The sequence below is a fragment of the Pseudomonas sp. TREG-RG-20F-10-E-6-01 genome, assembly GCF_022662455.1.
In the GTDB taxonomy this organism is placed as follows: Bacteria; Pseudomonadota; Gammaproteobacteria; order Pseudomonadales; family Pseudomonadaceae; genus Aquipseudomonas.
In genome coordinates this window covers 791528-807702 of sequence record NZ_JAKNQP010000001.1, presented here as the reverse complement: position 1 = coordinate 807702, position 16175 = coordinate 791528, and the positions used below count along the sequence as shown (strand labels likewise).

Below are 16175 nucleotides of genomic sequence, written 5' to 3'. Positions count from 1 at the left end.
GCTCTTTTCAAAAGTGGCCCGCCGTAAGGGCGGAACCCATATCAGCCATCACCCAAACAACGGATATACCCCCCAAAACACCCCCCCAATCAGAACGTATAGTCAGCCGAAACAACCGCCGCACGCCCATCACCCGGCACCGCCCAGCCGTTGTTACGGATGCGCGTCAGGTATTCCTTGTCGAACAGGTTGTTGACGTTCAACTGCAGGTTCAGCTGTTTGTTGACCTTGTAGCCGAGCATCGCGCGCTGCACGGCGTAGCCCGGCGCAGTCGGTGCCCCGGCGGCGCTGACCAGGTACTGCTTGGATTGCGCCGTGATGCCGTAGCCCACCTGAAAGTCGTAGGGCAGGTCGTACACCGTCCAAAGACTGGCCGCATGTTTAGGCGTGAACGGCAGCGGTTCGCCTTTCTGCGCGTCGAAACCGGTGGTGGCCAGGGTGAAGTCGCTGGCGCTGCGCAATACGCGGGTATCCAAGTAGGTGTAGTTGGCGAAGACCTTCCACTTGTCCGTGATCGCACCGCTCAGGCCGAGCGCCACGCCGTCTGCACGTGCTTTCCCGTCGAGCGACTGCGTGCCGCTTAGGTTGGTCGGGTCGGGATCGGCGACTTTGTAGTTGGTGCGGTCATTGCGAAAGATCGCGCCGGTGACCGACAAGGCATTGTCGAGGAAGTCCCACTTGGTGCCGATCTCATAGCTGACGGCGGTTTCCGGGGCAACGTTGCAGTTGTTGGTGGGCGCGCTGGACGTTTTGGCCGGGGTGAAGCAGCCACCATTGACGCTGGCTTGCGACGGCGTCTTGCTGTTGCCGTAGGCGATGTAGAAACTGCCGTTTTCCACCGGTTTGTACACCAGTGCCAGGCGATAGGACGTCAGGTCGTCCGCTTGGCCGTAGCGAACGCCGGGCGTTTCCACGCCGGTGCTGGAGTAGGCATTGGTGACCGAGCTGCCGGCGTTGTGCTCGTAACGCAAACCGCCGTTGATTTCCCATTGCGGGTTGAGTTTGAGCGTGTCGAAGGCGTAGGCGGCGCGGTTGTTCAGCGCACCGTCGACGTGGGCCGCACGGGTGAAGTTGACGGGGCCGGTCCAGTCCGAGTTGGGGTCGCTGAAGCTGACCGGCGGCGGAACGATCGTGCTGCCGTTGCTGTTGGTCAGCCATTTGCCGGTATCCGCCTCGTATTCCTCGCGGCTGATGGCGATGCCTGTCACCAGTGTGTGGTCGATGAAGCCCGTGCTGAAGTGACTGGTTACGTCAGTCTGGTTGGTGAACATTTTGTTCTGGGTGTTGCGCTCGTTGCCCAGCGAACCGCCGCTTGGCTGGAAATAGCCAGGCTTGAGGCCGGCGGCGCAGGGCGCGCCCGTTATCTGGGTGCCGCTGGCCAGGCAGCCGGCCTGGGCACCTTCGGGGCCGGAGGCGCGCAGGTCCTGGCGCACGCGCTCGACGCGGGTGAAGTTGCGCACTGACACGGCGTCGTTGAAGTCGTGTTCAAGTTTCAGGCTGAACGCGTCCGAGGTGATCTGCTGGTCATTGATGTTGTGGTAACCGTAGTAGTCGCTCCAGCCCACACCCGGCATCGGTTTGCCGTTGTAGATGGGGATGCCGTACTGCGGCGTGTTGTCATCTTTCTGGTGTTCATAACTGACGGTAACGCGCGTCGGCGTGCCCAGGCCAAAGGCGATGGAGGGCGCAATGCCCCAGCGCGAGTAATCTTCATAATCGCGGCCCGGCACATCGTTACCATGCGCCATCAGGTTGAGCCGGAACGCGGTGGTGTCGTTGAGTTGCTGATTGGTGTCCAGCGTGGTGCGCTTGTAGTTATCGGTGCCGATGCCGGCGCTGATCGTGGTTTTGTCGTGTAATTCCGGCTGCTTGGACACCAGGTTGATGGTGCCACCGACCGCGCCGGAACCTGAATACACCGAACTTGCGCCGCTGACGACTTCGACCTGTTCCAGGTTGAACGGGTCGGTGCGGCTGTATTGCGCGCTGTCGCGCACGCCGTCGACGTAGATGTCGCCGCTGGCCGAGAAACCGCGCAGGTTGATGCTGTCGCCGTAACCGCTGCCGCCTTCGCCGGCTCCGAAGGTAATGCCCGGCACGGTGCTGAGCACGTCGCGCAGGGTCAGCAGGTTTTGATCATGAATGACTTCCTTGGGCACCACGGTAATCGTCTGCGGTGTATCACGCAGCGCCTCGGTGTACTTGGGGGAGGAAGGCGCTACGGGGTTGTAAGCGCTCTGGCTTGGGGCCTGACCTTCGATACTTGTCGCGCCGAGCTCAATTACACCTGTGCCGTCATCTGCAGTCTGCGCTGCATAGCTGAATCCTCCTTGCGCAGCCACTGCCAAGCCCACCGCCGACGCGAGCAAATGCCGCGATGAATGGGGGGCAGAACTGATCCCGGTAGCCATTGAATAGTCTCGTGTTGTTGGAATTGAGAGGTGATCGTAATTGATAAACGATCTCAAATGTAATACTTTGTAACAGGATGATTCATGAAATTTTTGTCAGTTTGAGAGAGTGCAGACGAGCATGCAGAGCACGCGACCAGGCAATGAATCGGGTGAAATCGGTGATAACCCGCGCGCGTATGCGCGTTGGGTGATGCAGGCTGCGCTACTGGGTGATGCCGATGCGCAGGCGATCTTGGGTCAGTTGCTGCTGGATGGTCGGGGCATACAAAAGGACGAAGCGTTGGCACTGAGCTGGTTTCGCATCGGCGCACGTCAGGGCCACCCGATGGCGATCAACATGATCGGGCGCTGCCTGGAAAATGGCTGGGGTTGCGAAATCGACCTGCCGGACGCCGCCGTGCATTACCGCAAAGCTGGCGACCTTGGGCTGGATTGGGGGCTGTATAACTACGGCCAGTTGCTGACGCGCGGTCGCGGTGTGGAGCGCGACCTTGTCGCAGCGTATGAGTTGTTCGTGCAGGCGGCGGCCAAAGGGCACGCCAAATCGATGAACCTGCTGGGGCGGTTCCACCATGAGGGCGTCGTGGTGCCCAGGGATGTGCAACTGGCGCGGCAGTGGTATCAGCGCTCAGCCGAGGCGGGCGATTTTCGCGGGCAATACAACCACGCTGCCGAGCTGGCCGAAACCGGCGATGAGCGCCAGGCCTGCCTGTGGCTGGAGCGCGCGCTGGCAACGGCAACACCGGGTTTTTTGCAGGCGGCTTATCCGGTGTTGCTGGGCTCCACTCTCGGCGGGATTCGTGACATGGGCCTGCGGTATCAGCGCCAGGCGCTGCAGGCATAAAAAAAGCCCCTGGACCTTTCGGCGCAGGGGCTTTTCACAACGGACTGATCAGGCCGCTTCGATCTTCGCGCGGTTCTGCTCGACCTTGGACAGGTAACGCTGCACGTTGGCCTGTTCCTCTGGGGTGGTGAACAGCCCGAGCTTGGTACGGCGCCACAGCACGTCCTGCGCTTGCGTGGCCCATTCCTCGGCGCACAGGTAATCGATTTCGCGGGTGTACAGGCCGCCACCCAGGTGATCGCCCAGGTCAGCCAGTGACTGCACACCTTCGAGCAAGCGCCAGGTGCGGCTGCCATAAGTGGTGGACCAACGACGCGCGATCTCGGCCGGCACCCAGTTGAACTTGGCGCGAATGGCCTCGGCCAGCGCTTCTGGCGTGGTCATGTTCTCGCCGCCCGGCAGGCTGGCCGTGGCCGTCCAGCTTGGACGCATCTGTGTGAAGAACGGCGCCAGCTGAGCCATCGCCGACTCGGCGAGTTTGCGGTAGGTGGTGAGCTTGCCGCCAAACACCGACAGGATTGGCGCCTCGCCAGTGCCGCCAGACAGCGACAAGGTGTAATCGCGTGTGATGGCCGACGGGTTATCCGACTCGTCGTTGCACAGCGGGCGCACGCCGGAGTAGGTGTGGACGATGTCGTCGCGGCTCAGCTGCTTCTTGAAGTGGGCATTTACCACCTTAAGCATGTAGTCGGTTTCACCTTCGGTAATCGCTACTTTCGCCGGGTCGCCGGTGTATTCACGGTCGGTGGTGCCGATGATGGTCAGGTGGTTGAGGTACGGAATGGTGAAGACAATGCGCTGGTCCTCGTTCTGCAGAATGTGCGCGTGGGCGCCTTCGTACAGTTTCGGCACGATCAGGTGGCTGCCCTGGATCAAGCGGATGCCGTAAGGCGAATCCAGCTTCAGGTCTTCCTTGATGAACTTGGCGACCCATGGGCCGGCGGCGTTCACGAGGGCGCGGGCACGGATCGAGAACAGGCTGCCATCGGCGCGTTCCATGTTCATTTCCCACATGCCGTTGTTGCGGTGCGCGCTGATGCAACGGGTCTGGGTGTGGATATGCGCGCCTTTTTCGCGGGCGGCCATGGCGTTCAACACCACCAGGCGGGCGTCATCGACCCAGCAGTCGGAGTATTCGAAGCCTTTGGTGATTTCGCTTTTCAGCGGGCTGTCAGGGCCGAATTTGAGGCTCTTGGAACCGGCGAGCTTTTCACGCTTGCCCAAGTGGTCGTACAGGAACAGGCCAGCACGGATCATCCACGCCGGGCGCAGGTGCGGGCGGTGCGGCAACACGAAACGCATTTGCTTGACGATATGCGGGGCCTTGGCCAGCAGCACTTCGCGTTCGGCCAGTGCTTCGCGCACCAGGCGGAATTCGTAATGTTCGAGATAACGCAGGCCACCGTGGATCAGCTTGCTGCTGGCCGATGACGTGTGGCTGGCCAAGTCGTCTTTTTCGCAAAGGAATACCGACAAACCGCGACCGGCTGCGTCTGCTGCGATGCCGACGCCATTGATCCCGCCACCAATTACGGCAACGTCATAGACTTCGGCAAGCGGTGGGGCAGGCAAGGTGGAAGGGTTCATCGGCTAGCCTCGCGATCTTTTCGTCTTGGAATTCGAACATTAATGTTCATTTGCGAAAATAGTAGCTGATAAACGCGCGCGCAGCCAGCCGACTTCGATTGAAAAAACTCATCAAAGGGCTGGAAAAGGAAAATTTGTGAACATGAGGGTGTCAGATAGATCGCCATCGGGGGCGAGCCCCCTCCCACAGGTTGATCGCATTCCAATGTGGGAGGGGGCTTGCCCCCGATGGCGCCGGTAACGGCGCTAAACGACTTCCAGCCGAACCTTGTGCTGGTTCAACAACTGCACCAACGCTGGCACCGGCTGTTGATCGGTCACCAAACAGTCCACCAGGCTGATCGGCCCCAAACGAATCATGGCATTGCGCCCGAACTTGCTCGAGTCGGCGGCCAAAATCACCTGGCGTGCATTGGCAATGATCGCCTGGGAAACCCGCACTTCCTGATAATCAAAGTCGAGCAAGCTGCCGTCTTCATCGATGCCGCTGATGCCTACCAGTGCAAAGTCGACCTTGAACTGGTTGATGAAATCGACGCTCGCCTGACCGACCACACCGCCGTCACGGCGCACATTGCCGCCGGTCAACAGCACGTCGAAGTCGTCCTTGGCACTGAGCATGGTGGCGACGTTGAGGTTGTTGGTGATGATTTTCAGGTGATTGTGATTGAGCAGCGCACGCGCGATCGATTCGGTGGTGGTACCGATATTGATGAACAGCGAGGCATGATCAGGAATTTGTGCGGCAATGGCTTCGCTGATGCGTTGTTTCTCATCGCGCATCTGGTCGGCACGCATGGCGTACGCGGTGTTCTCGACACTGGAGTCATAGGCCGCGCCGCCGTGGTAGCGGCGCAGCAGATTGGCGTCCGCCAGTTGGTTGATATCGCGGCGGATGGTTTGCGGGGTGACAACAAATAGCTGCGCCATCTCCTCGATACTGACATAGCCGCGTTCGCGGACCAGTTCGAGGATTTGTTGCTGGCGGGGAGGCAGATTCATGGGGCGTCCTTTGGGCTGCCATACAAAAGTGGCCCATGATGACGCAGCACGCCGCTCCCCGCCAGTTACAACCCTATGTGGGTCCGGCGCTTGGCTTATTCAGCGCCTTCGTGCGGTTCCCAATCGCGGGTACGGCTCACCGCTTTCTGCCAGCCGGCGTAGAGTTTCTCTTTGGCGGCTTCGTCCAGCGTGGGTTCGAACTCTCGCTCGATCACGGCCTTGCCGCGCAACTCGTCCAGGCTGCCCCAGAAACCACAGGCCAGGCCGGCCAGGTAAGCGGCGCCGAGGGCGGTGGTCTCACGCATTTGCGGGCGCTCGACCCGAGTGCCGAGAATGTCGGCCTGGAACTGCATCAGGAAGTTGTTGGCGACTGCGCCGCCGTCCACACGCAGGGCTTTGAGGCGTTCGCCGGAGTCCTGTTGCATGGCGTCCAATACGTCGCGGGTCTGGTAGGCAATCGACTCCAGGGCTGCACGAATAATGTGATCAACCCGTACGCCACGGGTCAGGCCGAACAGCGCGCCACGCGCATACGGGTCCCAGTACGGAGCGCCCAGACCGGTAAAGGCCGGGACCAGGTACACGCCGTTGCTGTCTTTGACCTTGCCGGCGAAGTATTCGGTGTCGGTAGCATCGGCGATGATTTTCAGCTCGTCACGCAGCCACTGTACGGTGGAACCGCCGTTGAATACCGCGCCTTCCAGGGCGTAGGCCACTTCGCCGCGGGGGCCGCAGGCGATGGTGGTGAGCATGCCGTGTTGGGATTTGACGGCCTTGTCGCCGGTGTTCATCAGCAGGAAGCAGCCGGTGCCGTAGGTGTTCTTGGCCTGACCCGCTTCTACGCACATCTGGCCGAACAGGGCCGCTTGCTGGTCACCGGCGATGCCGCCGATGGCGATGCCGCTTTTGGTACGGCCGTAGATTTCCGACGAGGATTTCACTTCCGGCAGCATTTCGCGCGGTACGTCGAGAATCTCCAGCATCTTCGCATCCCACTCCAGGGTGTGGATGTTGAAGAGCATGGTGCGCGAGGCGTTGGTGTAATCGGTAACGTGGGTTTTGCCGCCGGTAAATTTCCAGATCAGCCAGCTGTCGATGGTGCCGAACAGCAGCTCGCCATTGCGCGCACGCTCACGGCTGCCTTCGACGTTGTCGAGGATCCACTTGAGCTTGGTACCGGAGAAGTACGGGTCGGTGACCAGACCGGTGGTGTCGTTGATGTATTGCTCGTGGCCATCACGCTTGAGCTGCTGGCAGATCTCGGTGCTGCGCCGGCACTGCCAGACGATCGCGTTGTAGATCGGGCGGCCGGTGATCTTGTCCCAGACCACGGTGGTTTCACGCTGGTTGGTGATACCGATGGCAGCGACCTGGTCATGGTGCAGGCCGGCTTGTGCCAGGGCCTCGACCATCACCGCGCTTTGGGTGGCGAAAATTTCCATCGGGTCATGTTCGACCCAGCCGGCTTGCGGGTAATGCTGAGTGAATTCGCGCTGGGCGGTGCAGACCACGTTGGCGTCACGGTCAAAGATGATCGCCCGCGAACTAGTGGTGCCCTGATCTAGGGCAATGATGTAGTTCTTATTCTGAATGTCGGTCATGTCGATTGCCTTGGACGGAAAATAAGAGAGTAAGGAATCAGCCTGGGCCGCAAAAGGGCAGTGGGACCAGGCTGGCGCTATCAGGAAATACGCGTCTTGCCGTTGACAGCCGTGTCAGGTGTTTCATCTATAGCAGGTGCGGCGCTCGGCAGATGGCGGGCAATCAGCCCGCGATAGGCCGCAGCGCCGAGGCAGGCGCCGACAATCGGCGCGAAAATCGGAACCAGGAAGTAAGGGATATCGCGGCCGCCCGTAAAGGCAATTTCACCCCAGCCGGCGAAAAAGGTCATCAGCTTGGGCCCGAAATCCCGCGCCGGGTTCATCGCAAAGCCGGTCAGTGGGCCCATGGCACTGCCAATCACGGCGATCAGCAGACCGATCAGCAGCGGGGCCAACGGGCCGCGTGGCAGGCCGTTGTTGTCGTCGGTAAGGGCCATGATCACGCCCATCAGGATGGCGGTGATGACCATTTCCACCAGAAACGCCTGGGCTGTGCTCAGCAGGGCATGCGGGTAGGTGGAGAACACCGACGCCAGCTCCAGGCTGGCCTGGGAGCCGCGAACCATGTGGTGGGTTTGTTCGTAATCGAAAAAGAGATTGCTGTACAGCGTGTACACCAGCGCGGCGGAGCAAAAGGCGCCGGCGACCTGGGCGAGGATATAGAAGGGCAGTTTGCGCTTTTCGAAATCGGCAAAAATGCACAGGGCGATACTCACCGCCGGATTGAGGTGAGCCCCGGAAATACCGGCGCTCAGGTAGATCGCCATGCTGACGCCGACCCCCCAGATGATACTGATTTCCCACAACCCAAAGCTGGCACCCGCGACCTTGAGCGCAGCGACACATCCTGTACCGAAGAAGATCAGAAGCGCAGTCCCCAGGAATTCGGCCATGCATTGGCTCGAAAGTGAAGGCTGTTGAAGAGCAGTTGTCATGGCAAACCTCGATTGTTGTTCTTGTTTGGCGCGCGGCCTCAACGGGCTGTTGCGCGATTTTCACCTTGGCGAGGATCCCCATCCAGGCCATGGCTTATTGCTGGAGTACCGCAGGTGCTATTCCTACAGTATTCGGAAACGAAAAAATATAGACAAGAATGACGGCTGTCAAAGGTCGAAAGTGAACCATCGGTCATTTTCGAACTATTGGTCTGATGAATGATCACGCTTGCGTCTACCAGTACGCCTGCGGGAGTGGCGCACTAGAGCGTTTTGTTCGGGCTTGGCCTAGAATTGGCCCTCTGTTTTCCACGCCCGGAGTAGCCATGACCCCCGCACTGGACCTGTTGAAAAAAGTTCGTGCCGAACATCATATCCACAGTTACGAACATGATCCCAAGGCAGCCTCCTATGGGCTGGAGGCTGCGGAAAAGTTGGGGCTCGACCCCGCGCAGGTGTTCAAGACCTTGCTGGCCAGCAGTGAGAAAGGGGAATTGTTGGTGGCGGTGGTGCCGGTCGTCGGAAGTCTGGATTTAAAGGCGCTCGCCCATGCGGCCGGGGTGAAAAAGGTCGAAATGGCCGACCCCGCAGCGGCGCAACGCTCCACCGGTTACCTGTTGGGCGGCATCAGCCCGTTGGGACAGAAAAAGCGTTTGCGCACATTTATCGACGTGACGGCGCAGCCGTTCGCAACGATTTTTGTCAGTGCCGGGAGGCGGGGATTGGAAGTTGAACTGCCGGCGACGGTGTTGGCTGAGCATACCCAGGCCACATTTGCGCCGATTGGCCGGGCCTGAATTTCACTGTTGAAGAGCATGACGCCACTGTGGGCGTCGGGCTTGCCCGCGATGCAAGCGCCTCGGTCTTTCAGTCAGACCGAGGTGATGCTGTCGCAGGCAAGCCAGCTCCCACAGAAGCCAGCTTCCACCTGTTGAGTCGGTTTCGTCAGTTAACGGGGCTGTAACGCCTTACCCCGGACTCGGACTGCGCAACCTGCGCCGCAACGCTGCCTGACGCCTGGAACAACACCAGATGTTCAGCCGCCACACGAATCCCTACATCCGCACCCACTTGATGATCCGCATGGCTTGGGAAAATCGACTCCAACTGTGCACCGGTCGGCAATTGCAGGCGGTACAAGGTCGAGGCGCCGAGGAACGTCTTGCCGACAATCCGCGCTTTCAACGCGCTGTCCGGTGCATAAACGATGTCATCCGGGCGCAGCAATACATCCACCGCGCCGCCCGTGGGCCACGTGTAGGCACGGTTACCGCGCAGGTCGCCGAGTTCGGTGCTGACCGATTCCGGCGAGCTCAACTGGCCACGGATGAAATAACCCTGGCCGATAAAGCTCGCGACATACGGCGTCTGCGGTTCGTGATAGAGGTTGTAGGGCGTGTCCCACTGCTCAAGGCGGCCTTCTTTGAACACGCCGACCTGATCGCTCACGGCGAAGGCTTCTTCCTGATCATGGGTGACCAGAATCGCACTGGTGCCGCGTGTCTTGAGAATGTCGCGCACCTCGTGGCTGAGCTTGCGCCGCAGTTCGCCGTCGAGGTTGGAGAACGGCTCATCGAGCAGCAACAGTTGCGGCTCCGGCGCCAGGGCGCGGGCGAGGGCGACGCGTTGTTGCTGACCGCCGGAAAGCTCGTGGGGAAAACGCTTGCCCAGGTTCTTCAGGTTGACCAGTTCGAGCAACTCGGCAACCACGCGGTCTTTTTGCGGGTGCTTGCGAATGCCGAAGGCGATGTTGTCGGCCACGCTCAAGTGCGGGAACAGTGCGTAGTCCTGGAACACCATGCCGATCCGGCGTTTCTCCGGCGCGAGGGTGAAGCCGGCGCTGGAGATCACGTCGCCGGCCAGGCTGATTTCACCTTCGTGCACCGGTTCAAACCCGGCAATCGCGCGCAAGGTCGTGGTTTTGCCGCAACCGGATGAGCCGAGCAGGCAGCCGATGTCGCCGGCGTTGAGGTGCAGGTTGAGGTTCTGCACCACGCGTTGGTCTTGATAGCCGCATGCCAGATTGCGCAGGTTCAGCAGTAATGGCTGGCTCATGCGTGGTGGTACGACGGCGGGACAAGAAATTCAAGCAACGCTTTCTGGGCGTGCAAGCGGTTTTCGGCCTGGTCCCACGCGACCGAACGCTCATCGTCGAGCAGGTCAAGGCTGATTTCTTCGCCACGGTGGGCGGGCAGGCAGTGCATGAACAGCACGTCCGGTGCGGCCAGGTCGAGCAGGGCGCGGGTCACTTGGTACGGTGCGAACAGGGCCAGGCGCTTGGCGGTTTCTTCTTCCTGACCCATGGAGGTCCACACGTCGGTGCTCACCAGGTGCGCGCCGATCACCGCGTCACGCGGGTCGCGCACGACGGTGACACGGTCGCCGGCTTGAGCCAGGAAACGTGCATCAGGCTCGTAGCCTTCCGGGCAGGCAACGCGCAGCTGGAAGTCGAACTGGATCGCCGCTTCTATATAGCTGTTGCACATGTTGTTGCCGTCGCCGATCCAGGCCACGGTCTTGCCCTGAATCGAACCGCGGTGCTCAAGGAAGGTTTGCATGTCGGCCAGCAACTGGCAGGGGTGCAGGTCATCGGACAGGCCGTTGATCACCGGCACCCGGGAGTTGGCGGAAAATTCGGTCACGGTGCTGTGCGCGAAGGTACGGATCATCACCGCATCGAGCATGCGCGACATTACGCGCGCAGCGTCGGCAATCGGCTCGCCGCGGCCCAGTTGGGTATCGCGCGAAGACAGAAAGATGGCTTGGCCACCCAGCTGGATCATGCCGGCTTCGAACGACACGCGGGTGCGGGTCGACGACTTCTCGAAAATCATCCCGAGCACACGGTTTTTCAAAGGCTCGAACAGTACGCCGCGGTTACGCAGGTCTTTAAGCTCAATGCCTCGACGGATCACGCTGACCAGCTCTTCGGGCGTGCAATCCATCAGGGAGAGAAAGTGCCTTGCGCTCATCATTAACTACCTTTTTGCAACAGACCGCAGATACTCAAAGCCTTGTTTATTGTGACAACGGGCGAGACCTGCGGCGAAAGCCGCACGGGGCGACGAAATGGGGGAAGGCGCGATCTTATAATTAAATGTCGCGTCTTACCAATAGGGCTACGGTTTTTAAGGGTGTTCAAGAAGGGCGCTGAAGCGCTTTTGAAGACTGATTCCTGACAGCAGCGGGCCATTTGTACACTGGCGCTGAGACCTTTTGCAATGCGTGGGGGCGGGCGCAGGCCAGGCTGCGTCAGTTTCGGTGGCTCTTCGCAAGGTTTTGAAACATTTGCTCATGGTCTGGCCTGATGCCTGTCGATTCACGGGGCGAACCTTACTGGTGCGCGCTCAGGTGAGGGGCCATAGTTGGGCCAAAGCCCAATAAAGAGACTGGCCATGACCAAGACTCTCCACCACCGTGCCTGCCATCTGTGTGAAGCCATCTGCGGCCTGACCCTGGAAACCACCCAAGCCGACGACGGCAGCCTGGCGATCACCTCGATCAAGGGTGACCCGCTGGACACCTTCAGCCGTGGGCACATCTGCCCCAAGGCCGTGGCGTTGCAGGACATTCAGAACGACCCGGACCGCCTGCACCAGCCCATGTTACGTGTGGGCAGCGAATGGCAGCCGATCCCATGGGACGAGGCGTTCACGCTGGTCGCTGAGCGCCTGGCGGGCATCCAGGCCCGGCACGGGCAGAATGCGGTGGCGGTGTACCAGGGCAACCCCAGCGTGCACAACTATGGGCTGATGACCCACAGCAACTACTTCCTTGGGCAGCTCAAGACGCGCAATCGGTTTTCCGCGACCTCGGTGGACCAGCTGCCACATCACCTCACCAGTCATCTCATGTACGGCCACGGCCTGCTGCTGCCGATTCCGGATATCGATCACACCGATTTCATGCTGATCCTGGGCGGCAACCCGCTGGCGTCCAACGGCAGCATCATGACCGTGCCTGACGTAGAGAAGCGCCTCAAGGCCATCCAGGCGCGGGGCGGCAGTGTGGTGGTGGTTGATCCACGCCGCAGCGAGACGGCGGCGATCGCCGATCAGCATCTGTTCGTGCGCCCTGGTGGCGATGCGGCGCTGTTGTTCGGCTTGCTCAACACCTTGTTTACCGAGAACCTGACGCGTGAAAGCCACTTGCCGGTCGAAGGCCTTGAAGACGTGCGCCGCGCGATTACCGGGTTCACCGCTGAAGCCATGAGCCGCCAATGCGCAGTGCCTGCCGAACAGATCCGCCAGCTGGCGCGGGACTTTGCCGCAGCGGACAAGGCGGTGTGTTACGGGCGCATGGGCGTGTCCACCCAGGCCTTCGGTACGCTGTGCCATTGGCTGGTGCAATTGATCAATCTGGTGACCGGCAATCTGGACCGTGTCGGCGGCGCCTTGTGCAGCTCGCCGGCCGTGGACCTGGTGGCGTCAACCGGTGGCGGGCATTTCAATCGCTGGCAGAGTCGCGTGTCCGGACGCCCGGAATATGGCGGTGAGTTGCCGGTGTCCGCCTTGGCAGAAGAAATGCTCACCGAAGGCGAAGGTCAGATCCGCGCCTTGGTGACCGTGGCCGGCAACCCGGTGTTGTCGACGCCAAACGGTCGCCAGTTGGAGCAGGCACTGGACGGGCTTGAGTTTATGGTCAGCATCGACCTCTATATCAACGAGACCACGCGATACGCCGACCTGATCCTGCCGTCCACGTCGGCGCTGGAAAACGATCACTACGACACCACCTTCAATATGTTCGCCGTGCGCAACGTCACTCGGTTCAACCGCGCAATCCTGCCCAAGCCCGCAGGCGCGCTGCACGACTGGGAAATCTTTGTCGGCCTGGCCAAGGCCTTTGCGGCGCAGACAGGCGTGGCGCTCAAACCGACCATGGCGCCGGCGCAGATGATTGACTTTGGTTTGCGTGCCGGGGCTTACGGTGACGCCTCTGATCACAAACTATCGGTGGCGATGCTGGCGGACCATCCGCACGGCGTGGATCTGGGGCCGCTCAAGCCCAATCTCGCCACGCGCTTGAAGACTGCCAACGGCCAGGTGCAGGCGGCGCCGGCGGTGATCCTTGCTGATTTGGTGCGGTTCGCGGCGCACCCTGTGCCGGTGGTGGACGAACTCCTGCTGATTGGCCGTCGTCATGTGCGCAGCAATAACTCGTGGATGCATAACTATCACCGTCTGGTGAAGGGCAAGCCTCGGCACCAGTTGCATATGCACCCTGATGACTTGGCCAGTCGGCAATTGCGCGATGGTCAGCGGGTGCGCGTCAGTTCGCGCATCGGCATGATCGAAGTGGAAGTGGTGGCCAGCCTGGACATGATGCCCGGCGTGGTCAGCCTGCCTCATGGCTGGGGGCATGGACGCCCAGGCGTGCAGATGAGCATCGCTAGCGGGCAGCCAGGGGCGAGTGCGAATGACCTCACCGACGAGCGGCAGTTGGACGAGTTATCCGGCAACGCTGCGCTCAACGGTGTGCCGGTGCAGGTAGCGGCTGCCTGAGGCGCCCGACCACCGGGCTGGAATTTTGCGTTACAATGCGCCACCGTGCCGACCTGTGAGTCGCAAAGTTCCAGCCGAGGTGTTCCATGGATATCATCGAAACGATCAAAGAGCAGATTGCCAACAACACCATTCTGCTTTACATGAAGGGCGCGCCAAACGCTCCTCAGTGCGGTTTCTCCGCGAAGGCTTCCCAGGCCATCATGCAGTGCGGCGAGAAATTCGCCTACGTGGATATCCTGCAAAACCCTGAAATCCGCGCCAACCTGCCGAAGTACGCCAACTGGCCAACGTTCCCACAATTGTGGGTAGCCGGTGAGCTGGTCGGCGGCAGTGACATCATCACTGAGATGGCTGCGGATGGTTCGCTGCAAGCGCTGATCAAAGAAGCCGCGGCAAACGCCGCCGCCAAGACCGACGCGTAATCCTGCAGGCGTCGGCGAGCCGGCGTCTGCAATGCGTCAGTCAATAAAAAGCCCCGCTTCTCGAAAGAGAGCGGGGCTTTTTTATGGCCTGTTGGCTACGGGTTATTCACCCATCTGCGATTGCAGGTAGTTTTCCAGACTGACTTTGTCGATCAGGCCCAGCTGGGTTTCCAGCCAGTCGATGTGTTCTTCCTGGTCTTCCAGAATGTCTTCGAGCAGTTCACGGCTGCCGAAATCGCCCTTGGTTTCGCAGTGTGCAATGGCGGCCTTGAGGTCGCTGTGGCTTTTCTGTTCGAACTTCAGGTCGCTGATGATCATTTCCTGGGTGTGCTCGCCGATGTTCAGCTTGCCCAGATCCTGCACGTTCGGCAGGCCTTCCAGGAACAGGATGCGCTTGATCAGCGCGTCCGCGTCTTTCATGGCCTTGATGGATTCTTTGTATTCACGCTTGCCGAGCTTTTCCAGGCCCCAATCGTCATACATGCGTGCATGCAGAAAGTACTGATTAATCGCGACCAGTTCATTGGCAAGGATTTTATTGAGTTGCTGGATGACTGAGATGTCGCCTTTCATGACTGGGGTCCTGCCCTGTAATAGCTGTATATAAGGCGGAGTTTGAGCGGCGAAATCCCTAGTGTCAAACCTAAGTTATTGAATAATAAATGAAAATTAATCGGAATAAGAATGTTTGTGTTCCGCGTCTTGACGCTAACTAATTGAATTACGGGCATAAAAAAACCGGACACTAAGTCCGGTTCTTCAAAACACGCTATTTAAGCGTGTGTAAATTCTGCTGAGTAGGGCAGCGCTGACTGAGCGGTTTGCAGCTGCGTCAGGGTTTCCCGTACCACTTGCTTGGCGAGGCAAGCACATTTACCGCACTGGCTGGCAACGCCGGTGGTTTCACGTACTTCCTTGTAGCTGCAGCAACCTTCGTAGATTGCTTCGCGGATTTGTCCGTCGGTGACGCCAGTGCAGAGGCAGACATACATAAGGGAGAACCATCGCGGGTTTAAGGCTTAAGTGCGATGGATCTTAATGTTAACGAGAATGATTGTCAAAGTAGTTTCATAGGGTATTGCCCTGGCCTGGCCACCCACTGACGAACGGTTTTTTCAGTGTATGATGGTCGGTCTTCACGAAGCGTGACCGCGTCACAGGGCTGTCGCTTATGCTCGTCAGACTGGGCCGGTCCTTTTACTTCAATCGTCACCCCTGCATCAGGAGATAACCAATGAGCGTACTCGTCGGCAAACAAGCCCCGGATTTCGACGTACCTGCCGTCCTCGGCAATGGCGAAATCGTAGACAGCTTCAAACTGTCTGAAGCCATCAAAGGCAAATACGGCCTGGTGTTCTTCTACCCGCTGGACTTCACCTTCGTCTGCCCGTCGGAGCTGATCGCTCTGGACCACCGCATGGACGATTTCAAGGCGCGCAACGTTGAAGTGGTAGCCGTTTCCATCGACTCCCATTTCACTCACAACGCCTGGCGCAACACCGCCATCAATGATGGCGGCATCGGCAAAGTCAAATACACCATGGCTGCCGACATGAAGCACGACATCGCCAAAGCCTACGACGTTGAATCCGAAGGCGGCGTGGCTTTCCGTGGCGCGTTCCTGATCGACGACAAGGGCGTTGTGCGCTCGCAGATCATCAACGACCTGCCGCTGGGCCGTAACATGGAAGAGCTGATCCGTCTGGTCGACGCGCTGCAATTCCACGAAGAGCACGGCGAAGTTTGCCCTGCCAACTGGAAAAAAGGCGACAAAGGCATGACCGCTTCCACCGAAGGTGTTGCGGCTTACCTGACCGAGAACGCCGGCAAGCTGTAAGCCACGTTCGAAGCAAAAAAACCGGC

The 16175-nt window shown here is 59.8% G+C and carries 14 protein-coding genes; 5 read left to right on the top strand and 9 right to left on the bottom strand.

Annotation, left to right across the window (positions count from 1 at the left end):
- Window positions 1-89: 89 nt before the first annotated feature.
- Window positions 90-2411, bottom strand: coding sequence for a TonB-dependent siderophore receptor (locus tag L8K08_RS03910; protein WP_242194425.1), 2322 nt, complete (start codon window positions 2409-2411; stop codon window positions 90-92).
- Between the two features lie 121 nt (window positions 2412-2532).
- Between L8K08_RS03910 and L8K08_RS03905 the strand changes: the two genes are divergently transcribed.
- Entirely contained in the window at window positions 2533-3258 is a 726-nt protein-coding gene (locus tag L8K08_RS03905; protein WP_242194422.1) for a tetratricopeptide repeat protein, read from the top strand.
- Window positions 3259-3306: 48 nt separating this feature from the next.
- On the opposite strand, the gene glpD is transcribed toward L8K08_RS03905, so the two are convergent.
- From glpD to L8K08_RS03885, 4 genes are all read right to left on the bottom strand, one after another.
- A complete protein-coding gene (gene glpD, locus L8K08_RS03900; protein WP_242194419.1) occupies window positions 3307-4845 on the bottom strand; it encodes a glycerol-3-phosphate dehydrogenase in 1539 nt (512 codons plus the stop codon).
- A 246-nt stretch (window positions 4846-5091) separates the two neighbouring features.
- Window positions 5092-5847, bottom strand: coding sequence for a DeoR/GlpR family transcriptional regulator (locus L8K08_RS03895; RefSeq protein WP_242194417.1), 756 nt, complete (start codon window positions 5845-5847; stop codon window positions 5092-5094).
- A gap of 95 nt (window positions 5848-5942) precedes the next feature.
- Entirely contained in the window at window positions 5943-7448 is a 1506-nt protein-coding gene (glpK, locus tag L8K08_RS03890) for a glycerol kinase GlpK (RefSeq protein WP_242194415.1), read from the bottom strand.
- A gap of 80 nt (window positions 7449-7528) precedes the next feature.
- On the bottom strand, window positions 7529-8383 hold the full coding sequence (locus L8K08_RS03885; protein ID WP_145161555.1) for an MIP/aquaporin family protein: 855 nt from the start codon (window positions 8381-8383) through the stop codon (window positions 7529-7531).
- 326 nt (window positions 8384-8709) lie between these two features.
- On the opposite strand from L8K08_RS03885, the gene ybaK reads away from it, so the two are divergent.
- Window positions 8710-9180 (top strand): Cys-tRNA(Pro) deacylase, encoded by a 471-nt coding sequence (gene ybaK / locus L8K08_RS03880; protein WP_106577272.1) that lies wholly within the window; start codon window positions 8710-8712, stop codon window positions 9178-9180.
- A 148-nt stretch (window positions 9181-9328) separates the two neighbouring features.
- Here the strand turns inward: ybaK and L8K08_RS03875 are convergent, their stop codons facing one another.
- Both L8K08_RS03875 and argF read right to left on the bottom strand, forming a co-directional pair.
- Complete coding sequence (locus tag L8K08_RS03875; RefSeq protein WP_242194413.1) at window positions 9329-10438, bottom strand: ABC transporter ATP-binding protein; 1110 nt, start codon at window positions 10436-10438, stop codon at window positions 9329-9331.
- Window positions 10435-11355, bottom strand: a complete 921-nt coding sequence (argF, locus tag L8K08_RS03870; RefSeq protein ID WP_145161561.1) for an ornithine carbamoyltransferase — start codon at window positions 11353-11355, stop codon at window positions 10435-10437. The genes L8K08_RS03875 and argF overlap by 4 nt, the downstream gene beginning before the upstream one ends.
- A gap of 423 nt (window positions 11356-11778) precedes the next feature.
- Here argF and L8K08_RS03865 point away from each other — a divergent pair, with 423 nt between their 5' ends.
- Window positions 11779-13887, top strand: a complete 2109-nt coding sequence (locus L8K08_RS03865; protein ID WP_242194411.1) for a molybdopterin oxidoreductase family protein — start codon at window positions 11779-11781, stop codon at window positions 13885-13887.
- Between the two features lie 86 nt (window positions 13888-13973).
- Window positions 13974-14312, top strand: coding sequence for a Grx4 family monothiol glutaredoxin (gene grxD, locus L8K08_RS03860; RefSeq protein WP_106577269.1), 339 nt, complete (start codon window positions 13974-13976; stop codon window positions 14310-14312).
- A gap of 102 nt (window positions 14313-14414) precedes the next feature.
- On the opposite strand, the gene bfr is transcribed toward grxD, so the two are convergent.
- Together bfr and L8K08_RS03850 are read right to left on the bottom strand one after the other, a co-directional pair.
- Window positions 14415-14885, bottom strand: a complete 471-nt coding sequence (gene bfr, locus L8K08_RS03855; protein WP_106577268.1) for a bacterioferritin — start codon at window positions 14883-14885, stop codon at window positions 14415-14417.
- A gap of 200 nt (window positions 14886-15085) precedes the next feature.
- A complete protein-coding gene (locus L8K08_RS03850; protein WP_078047118.1) occupies window positions 15086-15304 on the bottom strand; it encodes a bacterioferritin-associated ferredoxin in 219 nt (72 codons plus the stop codon).
- A 242-nt stretch (window positions 15305-15546) separates the two neighbouring features.
- Here L8K08_RS03850 and L8K08_RS03845 point away from each other — a divergent pair, with 242 nt between their 5' ends.
- A complete protein-coding gene (locus L8K08_RS03845) occupies window positions 15547-16149 on the top strand; it encodes a peroxiredoxin (protein ID WP_057724790.1) in 603 nt (200 codons plus the stop codon).
- Window positions 16150-16175: the final 26 nt, after the last annotated feature.

Excerpts from the sequence above, each read along its gene's own strand:
- L8K08_RS03910 (WP_242194425.1), bottom strand. The coding sequence starts at position 2,411 with ATGGCTACCGGGATCAGTTCTGCCCCCCATTCATCGCGGCATTTGCTC.
- L8K08_RS03905 (WP_242194422.1), top strand. The coding sequence starts at position 2,533 with ATGCAGAGCACGCGACCAGGCAATGAATCGGGTGAAATCGGTGATAAC.
- glpD (WP_242194419.1), bottom strand. The coding sequence starts at position 4,845 with ATGAACCCTTCCACCTTGCCTGCCCCACCGCTTGCCGAAGTCTATGAC.
- L8K08_RS03895 (WP_242194417.1), bottom strand. The coding sequence starts at position 5,847 with ATGAATCTGCCTCCCCGCCAGCAACAAATCCTCGAACTGGTCCGCGAA.
- glpK (WP_242194415.1), bottom strand. The coding sequence starts at position 7,448 with ATGACCGACATTCAGAATAAGAACTACATCATTGCCCTAGATCAGGGC.
- L8K08_RS03885 (WP_145161555.1), bottom strand. The coding sequence starts at position 8,383 with ATGACAACTGCTCTTCAACAGCCTTCACTTTCGAGCCAATGCATGGCC.
- ybaK (WP_106577272.1), top strand. The coding sequence starts at position 8,710 with ATGACCCCCGCACTGGACCTGTTGAAAAAAGTTCGTGCCGAACATCAT.
- L8K08_RS03875 (WP_242194413.1), bottom strand. The coding sequence starts at position 10,438 with ATGAGCCAGCCATTACTGCTGAACCTGCGCAATCTGGCATGCGGCTAT.
- argF (WP_145161561.1), bottom strand. The coding sequence starts at position 11,355 with ATGAGCGCAAGGCACTTTCTCTCCCTGATGGATTGCACGCCCGAAGAG.
- L8K08_RS03865 (WP_242194411.1), top strand. The coding sequence starts at position 11,779 with ATGACCAAGACTCTCCACCACCGTGCCTGCCATCTGTGTGAAGCCATC.
- grxD (WP_106577269.1), top strand. The coding sequence starts at position 13,974 with ATGGATATCATCGAAACGATCAAAGAGCAGATTGCCAACAACACCATT.
- bfr (WP_106577268.1), bottom strand. The coding sequence starts at position 14,885 with ATGAAAGGCGACATCTCAGTCATCCAGCAACTCAATAAAATCCTTGCC.
- L8K08_RS03850 (WP_078047118.1), bottom strand. The coding sequence starts at position 15,304 with ATGTATGTCTGCCTCTGCACTGGCGTCACCGACGGACAAATCCGCGAA.
- L8K08_RS03845 (WP_057724790.1), top strand. The coding sequence starts at position 15,547 with ATGAGCGTACTCGTCGGCAAACAAGCCCCGGATTTCGACGTACCTGCC.